This is a genomic window from Weissella koreensis KACC 15510, assembly GCF_000219805.1.
Taxonomy (GTDB): domain Bacteria; phylum Bacillota; class Bacilli; order Lactobacillales; family Lactobacillaceae; genus Weissella; species Weissella koreensis.
In genome coordinates this window covers 642601-660408 of the sequence record NC_015759.1, presented here as the reverse complement: position 1 = coordinate 660408, position 17808 = coordinate 642601, and the positions used below count along the sequence as shown (strand labels likewise).

21 protein-coding genes, 1 pseudogene and 2 other annotated features are annotated in these 17808 nt (G+C 37.4%); of the genes and pseudogenes, 16 read left to right on the top strand and 6 right to left on the bottom strand.

What is annotated here, in order from left to right:
• Nucleotides 1-26: 26 nt before the first annotated feature.
• The 3 genes and pseudogenes from WKK_RS07260 to WKK_RS03220 all read left to right on the top strand — a co-directional run.
• Nucleotides 27-230: pseudogene (locus WKK_RS07260) on the top strand (MucBP domain-containing protein); the annotation flags it as partial.
• Nucleotides 231-791: 561 nt separating this feature from the next.
• Nucleotides 792-1760 (top strand): mannose-6-phosphate isomerase, class I, encoded by a 969-nt coding sequence (manA, locus tag WKK_RS07255; RefSeq protein ID WP_038241330.1) that lies wholly within the window; start codon nt 792-794, stop codon nt 1758-1760.
• A gap of 14 nt (nt 1761-1774) precedes the next feature.
• Complete coding sequence (locus WKK_RS03220; protein ID WP_013989435.1) at nt 1775-2428, top strand: FusB/FusC family EF-G-binding protein; 654 nt, start codon at nt 1775-1777, stop codon at nt 2426-2428.
• Between the two features lie 139 nt (nt 2429-2567).
• Here WKK_RS03220 and WKK_RS03215 read toward each other — a convergent pair whose 3' ends face one another.
• The 4 genes from WKK_RS03215 to WKK_RS03200 all read right to left on the bottom strand — a co-directional run bounded on the left by WKK_RS03215 (nt 2568) and on the right by WKK_RS03200 (nt 5966).
• A complete protein-coding gene (locus tag WKK_RS03215) occupies nt 2568-3260 on the bottom strand; it encodes a methionine ABC transporter permease (protein WP_013989434.1) in 693 nt (230 codons plus the stop codon).
• A 15-nt stretch (nt 3261-3275) separates the two neighbouring features.
• Nucleotides 3276-4049, bottom strand: a complete 774-nt coding sequence (locus tag WKK_RS03210) for a methionine ABC transporter ATP-binding protein (protein WP_013989433.1) — start codon at nt 4047-4049, stop codon at nt 3276-3278.
• A 17-nt stretch (nt 4050-4066) separates the two neighbouring features.
• Nucleotides 4067-4894 (bottom strand): MetQ/NlpA family ABC transporter substrate-binding protein, encoded by an 828-nt coding sequence (locus WKK_RS03205; protein WP_006846077.1) that lies wholly within the window; start codon nt 4892-4894, stop codon nt 4067-4069.
• 81 nt (nt 4895-4975) lie between these two features.
• Nucleotides 4976-5246, bottom strand: a binding site (T-box leader).
• 51 nt (nt 5247-5297) lie between these two features.
• Nucleotides 5298-5966: a YoaK family protein gene (locus tag WKK_RS03200; RefSeq protein ID WP_013989432.1), complete on the bottom strand. Its 669-nt coding sequence runs from the start codon at nt 5964-5966 to the stop codon at nt 5298-5300.
• Nucleotides 5967-6190: 224 nt separating this feature from the next.
• Here WKK_RS03200 and WKK_RS03195 point away from each other — a divergent pair, with 224 nt between their 5' ends.
• The 13 genes from WKK_RS03195 (at nt 6191) to rplL (ending at nt 16216) form a co-directional block, all read left to right on the top strand.
• A complete protein-coding gene (locus tag WKK_RS03195; protein ID WP_041942387.1) occupies nt 6191-7684 on the top strand; it encodes a nicotinate phosphoribosyltransferase in 1494 nt (497 codons plus the stop codon).
• A gap of 43 nt (nt 7685-7727) precedes the next feature.
• A complete protein-coding gene (nadE, locus tag WKK_RS03190; protein WP_013989430.1) occupies nt 7728-8552 on the top strand; it encodes an ammonia-dependent NAD(+) synthetase in 825 nt (274 codons plus the stop codon).
• A 42-nt stretch (nt 8553-8594) separates the two neighbouring features.
• The gene (gene cysS / locus WKK_RS03185; protein WP_013989429.1) at nt 8595-10010 is read left to right on the top strand and encodes a cysteine--tRNA ligase; all 1416 of its coding nucleotides are present in this window, start codon (nt 8595-8597) and stop codon (nt 10008-10010) included.
• Between the two features lie 129 nt (nt 10011-10139).
• Nucleotides 10140-10565, top strand: coding sequence for a Mini-ribonuclease 3 (locus tag WKK_RS03180; protein WP_006846072.1), 426 nt, complete (start codon nt 10140-10142; stop codon nt 10563-10565).
• 88 nt (nt 10566-10653) lie between these two features.
• On the top strand, nt 10654-11409 hold the full coding sequence (gene rlmB, locus WKK_RS03175; RefSeq protein WP_193387214.1) for a 23S rRNA (guanosine(2251)-2'-O)-methyltransferase RlmB: 756 nt from the start codon (nt 10654-10656) through the stop codon (nt 11407-11409).
• Between the two features lie 291 nt (nt 11410-11700).
• The gene (locus WKK_RS03170; protein ID WP_006846070.1) at nt 11701-12243 is read left to right on the top strand and encodes an RNA polymerase sigma factor; all 543 of its coding nucleotides are present in this window, start codon (nt 11701-11703) and stop codon (nt 12241-12243) included.
• Nucleotides 12244-12409: 166 nt separating this feature from the next.
• Entirely contained in the window at nt 12410-12559 is a 150-nt protein-coding gene (gene rpmG, locus WKK_RS07075; RefSeq protein ID WP_006846069.1) for a 50S ribosomal protein L33, read from the top strand.
• A 38-nt stretch (nt 12560-12597) separates the two neighbouring features.
• The gene (secE, locus tag WKK_RS03165; RefSeq protein WP_006846068.1) at nt 12598-12768 is read left to right on the top strand and encodes a preprotein translocase subunit SecE; all 171 of its coding nucleotides are present in this window, start codon (nt 12598-12600) and stop codon (nt 12766-12768) included.
• A gap of 90 nt (nt 12769-12858) precedes the next feature.
• Nucleotides 12859-13476, top strand: a complete 618-nt coding sequence (gene nusG, locus WKK_RS03160; RefSeq protein WP_006846067.1) for a transcription termination/antitermination protein NusG — start codon at nt 12859-12861, stop codon at nt 13474-13476.
• A 314-nt stretch (nt 13477-13790) separates the two neighbouring features.
• On the top strand, nt 13791-14216 hold the full coding sequence (gene rplK / locus WKK_RS03155; protein WP_006846066.1) for a 50S ribosomal protein L11: 426 nt from the start codon (nt 13791-13793) through the stop codon (nt 14214-14216).
• Between the two features lie 121 nt (nt 14217-14337).
• Nucleotides 14338-15030 (top strand): 50S ribosomal protein L1, encoded by a 693-nt coding sequence (rplA, locus tag WKK_RS03150; RefSeq protein ID WP_006846065.1) that lies wholly within the window; start codon nt 14338-14340, stop codon nt 15028-15030.
• A 57-nt stretch (nt 15031-15087) separates the two neighbouring features.
• Nucleotides 15088-15218 (top strand) — a sequence feature (ribosomal protein L10 leader region).
• A gap of 29 nt (nt 15219-15247) precedes the next feature.
• Nucleotides 15248-15751, top strand: a complete 504-nt coding sequence (rplJ, locus tag WKK_RS03145; RefSeq protein ID WP_006846064.1) for a 50S ribosomal protein L10 — start codon at nt 15248-15250, stop codon at nt 15749-15751.
• 99 nt (nt 15752-15850) lie between these two features.
• Nucleotides 15851-16216 (top strand): 50S ribosomal protein L7/L12, encoded by a 366-nt coding sequence (rplL, locus tag WKK_RS03140; protein ID WP_006846063.1) that lies wholly within the window; start codon nt 15851-15853, stop codon nt 16214-16216.
• Between the two features lie 164 nt (nt 16217-16380).
• Here rplL and WKK_RS03135 read toward each other — a convergent pair whose 3' ends face one another.
• Nucleotides 16381-17340 carry a zinc-binding alcohol dehydrogenase family protein gene (locus tag WKK_RS03135; RefSeq protein ID WP_013989426.1) on the bottom strand — a complete coding sequence of 320 codons (960 nt, stop codon included), beginning with the start codon at nt 17338-17340 and terminating at the stop codon, nt 16381-16383.
• 26 nt (nt 17341-17366) lie between these two features.
• Complete coding sequence (locus WKK_RS03130) at nt 17367-17783, bottom strand: Lrp/AsnC family transcriptional regulator (RefSeq protein WP_013989425.1); 417 nt, start codon at nt 17781-17783, stop codon at nt 17367-17369.
• Nucleotides 17784-17808: the final 25 nt, after the last annotated feature.

Below are 17808 nucleotides of genomic sequence, written 5' to 3'. Positions count from 1 at the left end.
CATATTTAGTAGGGGAGGTTTGATTCATGGGATTAGCGTTAAAAGGAGTGCCGATTTGGGTTTATACCAAAGAACAAGGTACTAATAAAAATTTAGCACCTGCACAAATTATCGAGGGTGATTTAGGTAAGCCATTTCGATTGCAGCCACAAACCATTAATGATTATGTTATTGATCATATCGATGGAAGCTTGGAAGGTTTTTTTACGGATCAATTACAAAGGGTTACGATCTATTACCGCCAAGGGAATGTTGCGCAAATTGAAGCCTTGACTAATTATCAAGTAGAAATCCAGTCTCCTACACCAACTTATGCAAAGCCTGACTTAAACAGTATGCTATCAGAGTCGTTAACTATAGGTACTTGGCCGGTGATTAAACGTCTGTCAACTACAAAAGGACTTTTTTGGCATCAATTGGGTGATTCCAGGTGGATTCTTTATGATCGTAAGTTAATGACGATCAAAAAAGGAGCACAAGCTAATGATCAAATTTTAACAAATCAAGTCCCTTTTAAAGCCACTACTAGCAATAAATTTGAACATTATGATTGGGATCCTCAACCGCTTCAAAAAAGAGGCCGATTGTTTGCTAGTAATCAAACGAAACAAGTTCCAGTTTACTCAAAACCGTATGGAAGTCATAAGAATGTTTTAATGGCTGGGTTGGACGTTTTATTAACTCAGATTGTCCATGATCCTTCTAAAAATGACTGGTATGAAATAGGCAGCCAAGGTTGGATTGAGGGGGGTAATGTTGTTTTATTGGAAAACGAGGAAGGGGAAATTGATATGACAGAGCCATTATTTTTAACACCAGTTTTACATGAAAAAATATGGGGCGGAACGGCATTAAAAGATGTTTTCGATTTACCTATCCCAAGTGATACAACGGGAGAGGCTTGGATTATTTCAGGCCATCAAAATGGTGTTTCACCGATTTCCCGTGGCCCTTTAGCTGGTAAAACATTAGCTGAAGTTTGGCAAACTCATCCTGAATTATTCGAAAATAATGATGTTAATCGTCCTTACCCCCTTTTAGTGAAGTTTTTAGATGCTCATCAAGATTTGTCAGTTCAAGTTCATCCTGGTGATGATTATGCTGCTGAACATAATAATGGTGAATTGGGTAAGACTGAATCGTGGTATATTTTGGCAGCTAAACCGGGCGCTGAGATTTATTATGGTCATAAGGCTCAAACACAAGCTGAATTTAATCAAATGATTGATCAAGCTGATTGGGAACATCTTTTGCAAAAAGTTCCAGTTCATGCGGGTGACTTTTTCTATGTTCCATCTGGAACTTTGCATGCCTTAGGAACTGGTGTCTTGGCACTTGAAACGCAACAGAGTTCGGACGTAACTTATCGAGTGTATGATTTTGATCGTCCTGATAAGAAGACTGGCGAATTACGAGATTTGCATCTGGAAGATGCTAAAAATGTCACGACTGTTCCATTTAAGGCGGAAAGCCCCGCGCAAAGAACGCTCCAAATGGGGGCGTTACAAGAAACTACTATGGTGGAAGCACCGTACTTTAATGTGTATAAGGATGAGTTAGATGGTGAAGCATATATCGTTAAACAGGCTCCTTATGCACAATATACAGTGATCGCGGGTTCAGGAACAGTCATTGTTGATGGTCAAAGTTATCCGTTGGAGTTAGCAACTAGTTTTGTGATGCCAGCTACGGTAGCGGAATGGACTCTGAAGGGTAAAATGACATTAATTATGTCTACGCCAGGCCCTAAATCACGTTAATCACGTGAGGAATTATGGAAAAAGAAAAACAATTACAACCATTTCAATTTGTGCAAATTAGTCAAGAAGTTCACCATGTCATTAGCGCTTATAAATCAGTTAATGATAGTAAAGTTATAGGTGTCTTACAACTAGATTTGATTAAGTTGTTAGATGAAATGGGAATCAAAACTGAAGCAGTTGTAGAAAAGCTATTAGAAATTATCTTAGCGAAAGACTGTACACATGAACGTGCAGATAAGGCTTTGCAAGGGTTGAAAAGTTTAGTTCAACCTTTCCCAGAGATGGATGAGAAACAAATAGATAAACTCTTTAAAAAGCAAAAAAAAGTTCAATATCCTAGTAATTGGGAAACAGACCGATACCAACAAACTTATTGGGGTTGGGATGACTATGGGAATCAAAAGAAATATTTAATTATGCCGCAAAATCAACGTTATATTGGTCTGTATGGCGATATGGATCCTAAACCGTTGAATGGTTTGTGCGCAATCTGCCATGAGTTGAGTACTGTTTCAATGTTTTCAGTAAAACTTAAAGCACGCGGAGCTTCCGGTAATTACACTAAGCGGGTAAATTTAATTTGCCGTAATAATGCGGAGTGTAATGCACGGATTAATGATCCGCAATATTTGAATCGGTTTGTTGATTATATGACTAATCATTAGTTTTTGATTAATAGAATAATTTAAGACTGATTAAAAAATTTGAGATAGAGATTAGGACGTTTCAATCCTAATCTCTTTTTAATGCCTATTTTTAAAAATAAAAAGTCATCATATTTAAATAATACGATGACTTATTAAACTAATGTTGTAAATGTTTAGCCAACCAATCACCAATAAACTGAATGATTAAAATTAACGTTAATAACATTAAAGTAGCTAACCACATCACGTCGGGCTGGAAACGTTGATAACCAGTTACGATTGCAGTGGTTCCTAAGCCTCCAGCGCCAATTACTCCGGCCATTGCGGTTAGACCAACAAGTGAAATTAAAGAAACGGTACTAATTCGAATTAGTTCTGCTCGTCCTTCTCGTAGATAGACATCCCAAATTATATCAAAATGGGTTGCACCATAGGAATTAGCCGCTTCGATTTTACCGGAATCAATACTTAATAATACAACTTGAACTTGACGGGCAAAAAATGGAAAAATTCCAAATGCTAAAGGAATGAGGGCTGCGGTTGGCCCAATCGTGGTATGGGTTATTAATTGGGTCAAAGGTGAAATTACGACGACCATGATGATGAAAGGAATTGCTCGGCCTATGGAAACTAATAAATCCAGTAACTTAAACAAACGGGGATGGGGATTTAAACCCTTTGGTGCTGTTAAAACTAAACTTAAACCGAAGGCAAGACCTAAAATGCCACCAATCAGTGCAGATCCTAAAGTCATGTATAAAGTTTCCCATAAAGCAGTGCCAAAACCAGTATCACCACCCCAACCGAGCACTGTAATGTTTTGAACATGAAGATTAAACCAATTTTGCATACAAAAGTCACCTTTCTAGTTGTATTGCGGTTTTTGAATTGAAAAACCTTGTGACAAGGTAATAAATTCTTGAGTCAAAGCTTGTTTAGGTTGATTAAAAACATTTTGGACTGATCCTTGTTCAATTATTTGACCGTGTTCCATGATAGCGACTTGGTCAGCTAAGGCTTCAATTACTTGCATTTCATGAGTGATTACTAAAATAGTTAGATGTAAAGTCAAATTTAAATGATTCAGGAGTTCTAAAATCTGTTGAGTAGTTTTAGGGTCTAGGGCTGAAGTTGATTCATCAGAAATTAAAATATCAGGATCATTTACTAAAGCCCGAGCGATCGCGACTCGTTGTTTTTGACCACCTGAAAGTTGGTGCGGATAGGCGTTTGCTTGATCAGTTAATCCTACTAATTCTAAGAGTTGCTTGGCTTTGCTTTCTTTTTGATTGGTAGTTTGTTTTGAACGTTTAAGTGGATGTAAAATATTTTGTTTAACGGTCATCTCTTCTAAAAGGTTAAAGTGTTGGAAAATCATACCGATTTTTTGACGTTTTAAACGAAGCTCAACTGGCGATAAGCTAGTCATTTCGATATCGTTGATCTTTACTGAACCATGGGTTGGCCGTTGTAATAGGTTGATTGTCCGTACTAATGTTGATTTACCAGCGCCCGAATAACCTACAATTCCAAAAATTTGGCCTCGTTCAACTTTTAAGTTAACATTCTGCACTGCAGTAATGACTTGATTGGATTGTTTAAAATCAACTTTGATATTGGATAATTCAATTAGGGACATTCGACGGTTCCTCCCTTTTATTTTAACTTGATATTCCAAGCAGGTAATTGAGTATCACCCCAAGTCTGATCGAAATATTGTTCTGTTTTTTTAGTTTGGTAGGCTTTTACAACGGCTTGGTAAGTTTTATTTTTTGCTTGTTTTTTATTAGCAACAATAACATTGATCCATTGTTTTGATGCTTTATTAATGGGCTCGACATAGATTGATTTTTTAACAGCTAAATGTGCTTCTTGAGCGTAGTTTGCATTGATGACAGCTGCATCAACGGATTTAAGAGCGCTGGGGGTTTGATCGGCAGCAATTTCTTTGAATTTGATGTTTAGTTTATTTTCTTTTATGTCCTTGATGGTTGGTAGATCAGTTTTCTTGAGTTTAATCAAACCAGCTGTTTGAAGAAGGGTCAGAGCACGACCCTCATTGGTTGGATCATTTGGAATCGCAATAGTAGTATTGTCTTTAATGTTTTTGACATCATGAGCATGATTAGAATAAATTCTCATAGGAGTTAAATAGGTTTTTCCAATTGATGCCAATTGATTACCATTGGACTTATTCCAATTGTCTAAGAAATTAGTGTGTTGGAAAGCGTTCAGATCTAATGATCCATCTACTAAAGCTTTGTTAGGAGTGTTGTAATCAGTAAAAATTTTGGTTTTAACCGTAATGCCTGAATCTTTCTTTGCAGTCTTTGCGACGGATTTCCATAATTCTTGTTCAGATGTTCCGACAATTCCAACTGTTACCGTTTTTTGTGCGGCGGAAACTGATTCTATAGGTGTTAAAATACTTAGAGCGAGGGGAAGAGCTAAGAGTGTGATGCTCAATTTGAATATGTTTTTCATGATAATCCTCCGTTTGTATGGTTATAACTAGGGCAGTGAAGTAACAAAAAACACCCGTTTCTATTTGATAAATAAATATCAAATAGAAACGGGTGTCCGTGGTACCATTCTACTTCACCTTAAAGAAACGTGTGCACTTTAAAGCCTTAACAACGAGCGGGTAGTATGCGATATGATGCGCTACCGATTCGCGTGTCTTGTAACGTAGACCAATCCGTCAACGGCTGATAGACTTGCTACTCACCATTGCCAATCACAGATCATTTTCACTACTGGCCTTTCGAACAACTCTCACCAACGTTGTCTCTCTGAGCGATTGCCTGGTAGTTACTTTTCTGCTCAACTTGTTTCATTTCTATATGCACAATCATAAATTGCTTTATAAAATTTGTCAAACTTAATTTTAATTTTGACGATCAGCAGTGATGATAAACCAAGTTAACCCAAGTGATAAGACTGGAATAAATAATGACCATCCGTTTAATTTAATCCCAATAAAAGTAGCTAAAACGACTCCGATGATAAAACTAAGAATGACTACACCGATATTACGAGCTTTCATCAGTTCAGATTTTTGATGATTTAACCCGTAGCTTGCAAGTGTTGCTCCGAAACGTTTTAGATTTCCAGTGAACATGGTAGTTGCGTAGGCATCCCCATGCAGTTTAGTGAAGGTATCGCTCTGGAAGGCCATGCTGAGGGCTAAAATAGAAAGATTCAAGACACTTGGAGCATGTAAAATTTCTAAAATTGCTGCGATAGTGATGCCAAGCATTTCGAAGAGGATTGCAAATTCTTCCCATTGAGCTTTATTGACATAACGAATGCGTTTAACAACCTGATTTAGCATTACACTGAAGACGAAGGCTAGGACAGGCCATATAAAAATCAAGGAATGTTTAAAATTTCCGTGAGCTATATTAACCGCAAATTGGAGCATGTTTCCACTTTGGAATGAAGCGAACCGGCCATCATGAAAGGCGAAGGTATAAGAATCAATGAAACCAGTTGTCGCTGCTAATAAGGCTCCAACTCGGACAGATTCTTTCATTTTGAAAATATTATTTACCATTTTATTTTATAACCTCGATTACTAAAAATGATTTTGTGAAGCATAAAACGAGAACTAATGATAGAAGTTCGGATTTATACTTATTAATGGAAACAATTCTTAATATTATACACCTTGCGCTTTTGAATTAGTAAAACATGGACAAAGTAAACGATTTCTTTTAAAATATGATAAAATTTAGAAGATTGAATTAAATGAATTGTGAAAAATATGGAGAAAAAACCATGAAAACCCAATTTCCCGATGACGGATTAGTGCTTCACACAGATACTTACCAACTAACAATGATGCAAACCTATTTCCAAGAAGGGATTCACGAACGCCAAGCCGTTTTTGAATTATATTTTCGGGACCTACCTTTTAAAAATGGTTATGCTATTTTTGCTGGTCTTGAACATGTCTTAGAATTCGTTGAAGATTTACATTTCTCAAAAAGTGATATTGAATATATGCGTTCAGAGCCAATGTTTGCTGACGATTTTGTAGATTATTTAGAGCAATGGCATTTTAAAGCAACAATTCGCGCTCCACATGAGGGGGAAGTTGTTTTTAATAATGAACCGATTTTACAAGTTGAAGGGTCAATTTTTGACGCGCAAATTATTGAAACACCACTTTTGAATATTATTAATTATCAAACTTTGATTGCTACCAAAGCTTCGCGAATTCGTTCGGTAGTTGGCGATCAACCTTTGTTAGAATTCGGAACCCGACGTGCTCAAGAAATGGATGCTGCTTTGTGGGGGACCCGAGCAGCCTTTATTGGTGGCTTTGATGCAACATCCAATGTACGGGCTGGAAAATTATTTGGTATTCCGATCAGTGGAACACATGCTCATTCACTAGTTCAAATTTATCGCAATGACTATGAAGCTTTTAAAGCTTACGCAGAGACGCATCGTGATTGTGTCTTCTTAGTTGATACTTATGACACATTGGCATCAGGGGTACCAAGTGCGATTCGAGTGGCTAAAGAAATGGGTGATAAGATTAATTTCTTAGGTGTGCGAATTGATTCTGGAGATATGGCTTATCTTTCAAAGGGTGTACGAAAACTTTTGGATGAAGCTGGATTTGAAGATGCTAAAATTTATGCCTCAAATGATCTAGATGAAGAAACGATCACATCACTTAAGCTACAAGGAGCTAAAATAGATGTTTGGGGTGTTGGAACTAAGCTGATTACAGCCTTTGATCAACCGGCTTTAGGAGCAGTTTATAAAGTTGTTTCAGTTGAAGATGAAAATGGCCAGATGGTTGATACAATTAAAATTTCAGGTAGTGCCGTGAAAATTTCGACGCCAGGCAAAAAACAGGTTTGGCGAATTACACGCAATACTGATAGTAAGTCACAAGGTGATTATGTCGCCCTTTGGGATGAAAATCCACAAAAAGAAGAGCAATTATACATGTTCCACCCTCAATACACTTATTTGAATAAAACGATCACTGATTTTACTGCGCGTCCGATATTAGAAACAATGGTCGTTGATGGTAAAGTTGTATATGATTTACCTGATGTACAAGCAGTTCAAGCTTATTCAGCACAACGCTTAGAACATTTATGGTCAGAGTATCGTCGAGGATTAAATCCACAAGAATATCCCGTTGATTTGTCAAAAGAGGCTTGGGATAATAAGATGAAATTGATTAATGATGTACGAGATTATGTGAGCAATTTGAAAAAAGATGATGATCAAAAGCATGGTCAATTTTAATATAGATGATTAAGATCAAGTCGTTGAAAATGGGGGGCATCAAATGCGAGCACAACAAGCAGAAATTATTAAAGTATTAGGTGTACAATCGGAAATTGATCCAGCGGAAGAATATCGCCGTTCGGTTGATTTATTAAAGAAATATTTAATTAAGACAGGGTTGAAAAGCTATGTTCTTGGAATCTCTGGCGGTCAAGATTCGACTTTAGCTGGTCATATGGCAGAAACAGCTGTAACTGAATTACGAGCTGAAACGGGTCGGTCAGATTATCAATTTATTGCTATGCGTTTACCCTATGGGACTCAAAATGATGAGGATGATGCTTTAGCTGCTATTGAGTGGCAGGCGGCAGATCGAGTAATCATTAGTAATATTAAAGAAGCTACAGAAGCAACGGTTCAAAGCTTAACTATGGCTGGATTACCAGTCACTGATTTTAATAAAGGTAACATCAAGGCCCGTCAACGGATGATTGCGCAATATGGAGTAGCTGGGGCAACGCAAGGAGCGGTGATTGGAACAGATCATGCTGCTGAAGCAGTTACTGGTTTTTATACAAAATTTGGCGATGGGGCCGCTGATATCATGCCCTTGTATCGTTTGAATAAACGTCAAGGACGTGCTATTTTAGCCTGGTTACAGGCACCTAAACAGCTTTATGAAAAAGTTCCGACAGCTGATTTGGAAGAAGATCATCCAGCTTTACCTGATGAAACAGCACTTGGAGTAACGTATGAAGTTTTAGATAACTATTTGGAAGGTCAAATGGTTGACGAATCAGATGCTCAAACAATTGAACGCTGGTATGCACGGACAGAACATAAGCGACAAGGCGCTGTTACAGTATTCTCACAATGGTGGCAATAGAATAATCAGTTACAAAATTAGCATCGCGGAGGTGGATTAGTTATGATTAATGTTTTTAATACCATGACCTTACAAAAGGAACCCTTTACCCCAATTGAACCAATGAAGGTCAGTATGTATGTTTGTGGACCAACCGTTTATAACTATATTCATATTGGGAATGCGCGTTCAGCAATTGCTTTTGATACAATTCGGCGCTATTTTATTTATCGAGGATATGAAGTCAGATATGTTTCTAATTTCACTGATGTGGATGATAAGATGATTAAGGCAGCGAAGGAACAGGGGATTTCAGTACCAGAATTAGCTGATCGCTACATAGAAGCATATGAAGCTGATACGAAAGCCTTGAATATTCTGCCTGCTACGGTTCGACCAAGAGCGACGGAAAATATTCCCGAAATTATTGAATTCGTACAAGAATTGATTAATAAAGGATATGCCTATGTTTCAGAAGGCGATGTTTATTTCCGAGCTAAAAAATATAAAGATTATGGTATTTTGGCTCATCAAGATTTAAATGAAATGGAACATAATTCGGCGGGACGTTTAGATGAGGAAGAAATGAAACGTAAAGAAGATCCAATGGACTTCGCCGTTTGGAAGAGTGCTGAAGATGATGGGTCAATTGCATGGAAGTCCCCTTGGGGAATGGGTCGACCTGGATGGCACATTGAATGCTCAGTGATGTCGACTAAATATTTGGGAAACCATTTTGATTTACATGGTGGGGGAATTGATTTAGCATTTCCGCATCATTCAAATGAAATTGCGCAATCTGAAGCAAAAACTGGCGAAAAATTTGTGAACCAATGGCTTCATAACGGATTTGTAACGGTTGGGGATGACGAAGAAAAGATGTCTAAGTCAATGGGTAATTTCACAACAGTACACGATTTATTAGAAGAACTAGATGATCCGATGGTACTTCGTTTTATGATGTCAACTACTCAATATCGACGACCAATTGCCTATTCACAAAAGAACATTGAACTTGCTACTCGTAATTTACAACGGATTAAAACGGCCTACCAAAATTTGGCTTTTCGTTTAGAAACAAGCCAGGCAGGGAATGATCATGAAATTGAAAAACAAGTCCAAGTGATTGTTGACCGTTTTATATTAGCAATGGATGATGACTTTAATGCTCAAAATGGATTAGCAGCCATTTTTGATTTGGCAGAGTTAGCTAATATTTATGGAACTCAAGCTGAAGTACAAGAGTCAACCATTGAAATTATTTTAAAGACAATGAGTGAATTGATGATGATTTTTGGGGTTGATGGTTTGGCTAAGACGGAAGAATTAGATCAAGTTATAGATGATTTAATTCAGGATCGTGAAATTGCTCGACAAAATCGGGACTATGCTCGAGCAGATCAAATTCGTGATGAATTAACGCAGCAAGGTATTATCTTAGAAGATACACTCCAAGGCGTTCGCTGGACTAGGAAGTAGTTGCTGTTCAAGGCTGTTTAATGTAGAGTAAGTAAAAACAGTAGAACAAGCGCAAATGTTTCATGTGAAACATTAAAAAGACGAAATTATATGATGCTTTAATTTAGAAATGGGCGACAAGATATCAATATGAATGAAAAAATTAATTATCAACAATTAAATGGTCTCGATTTAGCATATTTGGGTGATGCCGTTTATGAGACTTACATCCGGCAACATTTGTTGGCGCAAGGTATTACTAAACCTGGACGCTTGCAAAGGCAAGCAAAAGCTTTCGTTTCCGCCAAAGCGCATGCAGCTTTATTTGAATTAATGGAGGCTGATGAATATTTGACAGAAACTGAATTAACGTTTTTTAAACGTGGTCGAAATGCTAATTCCCACACAAAAGCTAAGAATACCGATGTTGTTACATATCGTATTTCAACTGGGTTTGAGGCTTTGATCGGTTATTTACATGCAAGTCAACAATTTGAACGGCTCGATGAAGTAGTTACATGGGTTATTAATCAAGTAGAAAGCGGACGGACCAGATATTATGGAAGCAAGAAATAAACAAGCAAAGCCACGTAAAAATAATTTTAAAGCGTCAGATAATAAAGAACGTAATTTTAAAAATAAGTCTAGGCAAAATCAAGAAAATATGAGTGCGCCGATTGATGACACGATAGAATTTGTATATGGCCATCATGCCTCAGTTGAAGCGCTAAAGGGAACGACTGAGATCAACAAAGTATGGTTACAAACTGGATTGGCTGATACTTTACATCAAGAAATTATTGCCTTAGCCAAAAAACGAGGCTTAGTTATTCAAGATGCCCCTAAATCAAAATTAGATGAATTAGTAGACGGACAAAATCACCAAGGGATTGTGTTATCGATTGCAGCATACACCTATGCAACGATTGATGACTTGTTTAAAAAAGCGGAAGAAGCAGGGGAACAACCTTTCTTCTTAATCTTAGATTCAATTGAAGATCCACATAATTTAGGATCGATCTTGCGAACAGCTGATGCAGCTGGGGTTCATGGAGTAATTATTCCGAAGCGTCGTGCAGTTCAATTAACGGCTACGGTGGCTAAAACTTCAACCGGAGCAATTGAACATGTCCCCGTGGCCAGAGTAACTAATTTGGTTCAAACAGTGGAACAATTGAAGGAACGTGGCTTGTGGATTTTTGGAACTGATATGAATGGTACTGATTATCGGCAATGGGATGCCCGAGGAGCGGTTGCTTTGATTATTGGGAATGAAGGTAAGGGGATTGCCCAACTTTTGAAGAAGTCTGTTGACGAAATGTTGACCATTCCAATGGTTGGACATGTGCAATCATTGAATGCTTCAGTTGCTGCAAGTTTGTTAATATATGGTGGCTTCAATTCACGTCATCCATTGTAAAAATATTGAATTATGTAAATCGTCATCAATGAGGTGACGATTTTTTTAATGGCTAAAAAAGTTTTATGACACGTATTGGGTTATTTTAAATTATTTAGATTATTTAGGATTTGATGAGAGATTATTATGGGTTTAATAGGTCAATTTGATGGTTAAAACTAATATTATATTTGCTGATTTTACATATAATAAATCTTAGGTAACAACATTTACGATTAAGAAGTGAAGCAGGGCAACATTTATTCCCCATCTGACAAAGTTTTTGGCATACTGAGGGTGGAGGTGTATTAAATGAATCAACTAGGGATAACTTTTGAACAATATAACCGATTGAAAGCTAATGATGGTACGGTCTTTTTAGAATTGTATCAGCTATATCGACCCTTAATTTGGAAACAATTTCGGCAACGACCAGCTGAATTAACGGAAGCTGATTGGCGTCAGGAAGTTAGTATTTTGTTGATAAAAACAGCTCGAGCTTTAGCGCCAGGAGATTATCGAGCGTTTACAAAGTATTTTCAAACGGCATGTTGGCGTCGTATTTACCGTTTGAAGACGAAGGCTCAAAATCAAAACACTATTATCGTTCAGTTAGAAAATCAAACAGTTGAGGAAATTTTACCATTAGGTCGGGAACAGTATCTTCAAATATTGGAAAATTTATTAAATAGCAAATGGACCACTGCTAAATTAAATCCGATTCAACAACAAATTCTGAAACTTTCAGTTGAAGGTTATAAAGGCTCTGAAATCGCGCTAATGTTGAACCAAACTATTAATCAAGTTCGCACAAATTTAATGCGTATTCGCAAGAAGATCAAAGGGATTGAATGATTATTGTATGTTTATAATTTTGGTAATTTAATAGGGTATATTCATTATTTAAATACAAATCGTTTAATAGTATAGGACCATATTTAATTGTTAGTGACTTATAGTTAGTATCGGATCAAATAAGTATGTTATAATAATTGCACTATTGAATAAGTGAGGAAACGACATGGGAGTTAAAAAGGTTGCTTTAGCATGTAGCGTCTGCGCTTCACGTAATTATATGGTTACTAAAAAGCCAGAACGCATGGAACGCCTTGAAGTAAAAAAGTATTGCCCATTTTGTGGACATCATACTTTACATCGTGAAACAATGTAAGTTTCGTTTTAAATTATTTGGATAAGGAGATTGGTAAAATGAAGTTTTTAGGATCAGTTGCATCAGAAATGCGCCGTGTGACATGGCCAACGTTTAGTGAAAATATGCGGGATACGGGAATTGTGTTGGGTACATCGATTTTCTTCGCCCTATTTTTTGGTGGCGTTGACTGGCTCTTAGAACAAGGAATTTTGCTCTTGTCCAAGTAATTAAAACAGCTTATAATTAAGTTACTAATTGAGATATAGAACGGCCCTCTGATGAAGGGGGTTTTTAATTTGGAAAAAATGGAGGCTCTAATGGTTGAATCAGTTGAAGCGGAATGGTACGTCTTACAGACGTATTCAGGGTATGAAAATAAAGTTAAATCTAGTTTGGAATCTCGTATTGAAACAATGAATATGACCGATTTCATTTATCGCGTGATTGTACCAGAACAAGAAGTGGTAGATCGTGATAAAGACGGAATGCCTGTTCGTGACGCTGATGGGGAAATTAAGACCCATATGGAAAATGAATATCCTGGTTATGTTTTGGTGAAGATGGTCATGACCAATGAAGCTTGGTATGTCGTGCGAAATACACCAAACGTTACTGGATTCTTAGGTTCACGTGGTGGAGGTGCTAAACCTGTTTCTTTGACAGCGGATGAAGCTGCAACTTTCTTGCATCGTTATGATGAAAATGGAAATCCATTAGAAATAGATGCTGAAGAAGAAGTATCACATGACAAGTTAAAGTTGGATGCTGTTGTTGGTGATTACGTTAAGATTATCGCCGGACCAATGGCTGATCAAGAGGGACCAATCACTGAAATTGATGAAGATAAAGCTGAAGTTACGGTTTTGGTAACTTTCTTTGGACGCGAAACACCCACTCAAGTTTCATTTGCGGACGTTGAACCTGTTAAATATTAGTATAGAATATATTTAAAATTGAAGCTGAGACCCTTTGGATCTCAGCCTTTTTAATATTATTTTTTTAAGATTTAACAATAAATATCATCAATAATAGGTTATATTAAATAAACTTGATGCATTTAATTAAATGAAGGAATGGCGTAGTAATTAAAGAACATTTTTTATTTTATAGTAGAAACAAATAGAGATGTTCTTGTTTTTATCTAGATTATTTGTTATTATACTCATTGTATGCGTGGTGACATGTATATGTGGGAGGCGGAAATCGAAACTCGCCATTTTATACCACAAGCACGAAGGAGGATACAATCGTGGCTAAGAAAGTTTCAAGTATTGTTAAGTTGCAGATTCCAGCCGGTAAGGCTACACCTGCTCCTCCAGTTGGTCCTGCATTGGGACAAGCTGGTGTTAACATCATGGGGTTCGCCAAAGAGTTTAATGCTCGTACAGCGGATCAAGGGGGTCTTTTGATTCCTGTTGTTATTACAGTGTATGAAGATCGTTCATTTACATTCGTAACTAAGACACCACCTGCTGCCGTTCTTTTGAAGAAGGCTGCTGGTGTTGAAAAGGGTTCAGGAGAACCTAACACCAAGAAGGTAGCAACGGTTACTGCGGCGCAAGTCAAAGAAATCGCTGAGACTAAGATGCAAGATCTAAACGCGGCTGACGTTGATGCAGCTGTTCGCATGATCGAAGGTACTGCACGTTCAATGGGATTCGTTGTTGAAGGATAATTTTTTATCTCACAAGAATTACTATTGCCGTTTCAGACGGATCGCATTAGGAAACTAAGCATGATCAAGCGGGAGGTCTTAGACGACCGTTTGACCGCATTTGCAAGGAGGAATAGCTACCATGGCTAAGAAGTATGGAAAAAAGTATTTAGCAGCCGCAGAAAAAGTTGAAGCTGAAAAGTTATACAACTTGGATGAAGCTGCTGCATTGGTGAAGGAAATTGACTTCGCCAAGTTTGATTCAACTGTTGAAATCTCATTCAACTTGAACGTGGATACACGTCAAGCTGACCAACAATTGCGTGGGGCTGTAGTTTTGCCTAACGGAACTGGTAAGGACCAAACAGTTGTTGTCTTCGCTCAAGGAGATAAGGCAAAAGAAGCTGAAGCAGCTGGAGCCGATGTTGTCGGTGGTGCTGACTTAGTTAAGCGTATCGCTGATGGATGGTTGGACTTTGATGTTGCCATCGCTACTCCTGATATGATGGCTCAAGTTGGACGTGTTGGACGTGTGCTTGGACCTAAGGGATTGATGCCTAACCCTAAGACTGGAACAGTTACTTTTGATGTGGCTAAGGCCGTTGAAGAGTCTAAGTCTGGTAAGGTTACTTACCGTACTGATCGTGACGGAAACGTTGCTGTTCCTGTTGGTAAGGTTTCATTTGATGCTGACAAGCTTGCTGGAAATATCAAGTCAATTTCTGACGTTGTTATCAAGGCTCGCCCATCTGCTGTTAAGGGAACATATGTACAACATGTATCAATTGCTTCTACATTTGGACCTGCTATTAACTTAGATATTACATCATTGTAATAAAAAAGTTGTAGACGTTTATTGACATTTCCCGGATATTTCTGGTATATTGTCTAATGAATTAAATAGATTCTACCTAAGACGCCGGAGGCCTTTTGGCCTTAATATATCCTGCCGAGGAAGTGAAAATGAGCGAAAGCAAATTGGAACCCCCGGCACTATGGTGTTGGGGGTTTCTTAGTTAGGATCAAATCTAATATAGGAGGAATCAAATACCATGAGTGAAGCAACTATTGCTGTTAAAGCACAAAAAGTAGAAGAAATTGCATCAAAGTTTAAAGATGCAACTACTTCTGTTGTAGTTGACGTCCGTGGATTGACTGTTGAGCAATCTAACAACTTACGTAAGTCATTACGTGAGGAAGGCGTTGAGTTGAAGGTTATCAAGAACAAAGTTTTGACGCGTGCCGCCGAAGCTGCTGACTTGTCAGCCTTGAATGACTTGTTTGCCGGACCTTCAGCCGTTGCATTTTCAAACGAAGATGCAATTGCTCCAGCCCGGATTTTGAAGAAGTATGCTGATGAAATCGAAGCCCTTGAAATCAAGGGTGGTGTGGTTGACGGAAACATTGCTAGTGTCGAAGACATTAACAAGTATGCCGCTTTGCCAGACCGCGATGGATTGCTTTCAATGTTGTTGTCAACATTGCAAGCACCTGTTCGTAACGTCGCTTATGCCGTTAAGGCTGTGTCAGACGCGAAGGCAGAAGCAGAAGCATAAAGCTTTTAAACTTTTTGCTAAATGTAAATTTAACCATAAAGTTATATTACTTACTAATAAATTATGCCAATATGGCTAAAATTAAAGGAGATTATTATCATGGCTTTTGATAAGGATTCAATCATCGCTTCATTGAAGGAAGCAACGATCATGGACTTGGCTGACTTGGTTTCAGCTATCGAAGAAGAATTTGGTGTTTCAGCTGCTGCCCCTGTTGCAGCTGCTGGTGTTGCTGGTGGCGAAGCTGCTGCACAAACTGAATTTAATGTTGAATTGGTTTCAGCAGGTAACGCTAAGGTTCAAGTAATCAAGGCTGTCCGCGAAGTTACTGGTTTGGGATTGAAGGATGCTAAGGGACTTGTTGACAACGTACCTTCAGTTATCAAGGAAGCTGTTTCAGAAGACGAAGCTAACGAATTAAAGGCTAAGTTGGAAGAAACTGGAGCCGAAGTTACTGTTAAGTAATTTCATTTAGGCTTAATACCTTTCAAAAGGTAAATTAAAAACCGTTATATAGGCATTTATGCTTGTATAACGGTTTTTTTGTCCTGATTTTGATTTAATTTTGCATATATGAATATTTATTTGTGAGTATTAATCTTCCTTTAGCTAGATTGATTGTTATATATTTATTGCTCAGTTAAGACAATGACTTTACCAAAGCTTTGGCTACTTTGGAGGTAACTGTGTGCTTTAGAAAGATCGCTTAAATTAAAAATTTTTTCCGGTTTAACATTTACTTTGTTTCTAGTAATGTAATTCAAAAGATCATTTAATTTATGTTCATCCACATTGTTCGAATAAAAGCTTGTTAGATAGCTGTTTTGATGAATGTCCATAATGGGATCAAAATTATTAAGATCCCATTGTCCACCTAACTGGCCAGTGCTACATACGATTCCTTTTTCATTTAAGTGATTAAAACTATCTTTAATAGTTGCAGGGCCAATTAATTCGAGAATTTTGTCAAAGGAATTGTCTCCTTGAATTACACCATTTTTTTCTTCAATGATATGATCAAAGCCAACTTTTTTTAAATTTGCGCTTTTATCGAGGTTCCGAGTAGTCCCAGTAACTTTAATGGAAGGATATTTACTTTTTATTAGATTTAAAAATGCGATTCCAACACCACTGGTGGCCCCTCTAACGAGTAATTCGTCAGACTCAGTAATGTTAAGATTTAACATTGAACCATAGGCTGTATAATATGTTTCTGGAATTGCAGCTAATTCACCCCATGCCAGTTCAGTATTAACCGGATAAATTTGTTCATTTGGAACAAGGACGTATTCGGCATAGCTTCCGTCAAAGGCACGCCCCATTTCCCCCATAATCGAAATGACCTTTTGTTGGTTAGGTAATCTATTCGGATCAGTTGTTTCTTCAATAACCCCCACACATTCAATTCCTAATATTCTTGGAAAATTAACTGAAGGGGATTTTCCCTCACGAGTAAAAATTTCAGAATGGTTAATACCGAATCCTTTGATTTTAATTAAAGACCATCCAGGAACTGTTTTGGGCTTAGGAACGTCTTGATAGACTAAATTTTCAGGACCACCTGGTTGATTAACGACAATTGCTTTCATGTTTTAAGACCACCTTATTGATTATTTTATATTAATTCGTCAATGACGTCAGAAATTCTATATGTAGCTAAGCGATCTAGCTCATTTAAGAATTTGTTTAAGTCAACTTTTGTGTAAAAAGCACCTTCAATTAAATAATTACTGTCTCCGGTTATTTTATAATGATGCAATATAGAATTTCTATATCTATGAATAAGCTTAAGATACATATCGGAATTGGGGGTATCCATAGTAACTTCAATAAATATCTGTCGAGAAAATCCCATTTTCTCTAAATTAACTTCGATTCGGTAACGTTCAATAACCCCAGTTTCTTCAAGTTTCCTAATTCTTTCGCTAACGGCGGGTGGAGTTAGGTGTATTTTTTGCGCTAGATGACTTGTTTTTATACGACTATTTTTATTCAGTTCTTTTAGAATATTTAGATCTGTTGAATCAAGCAAAATTTATATCCTTCTTTTTTAAAGT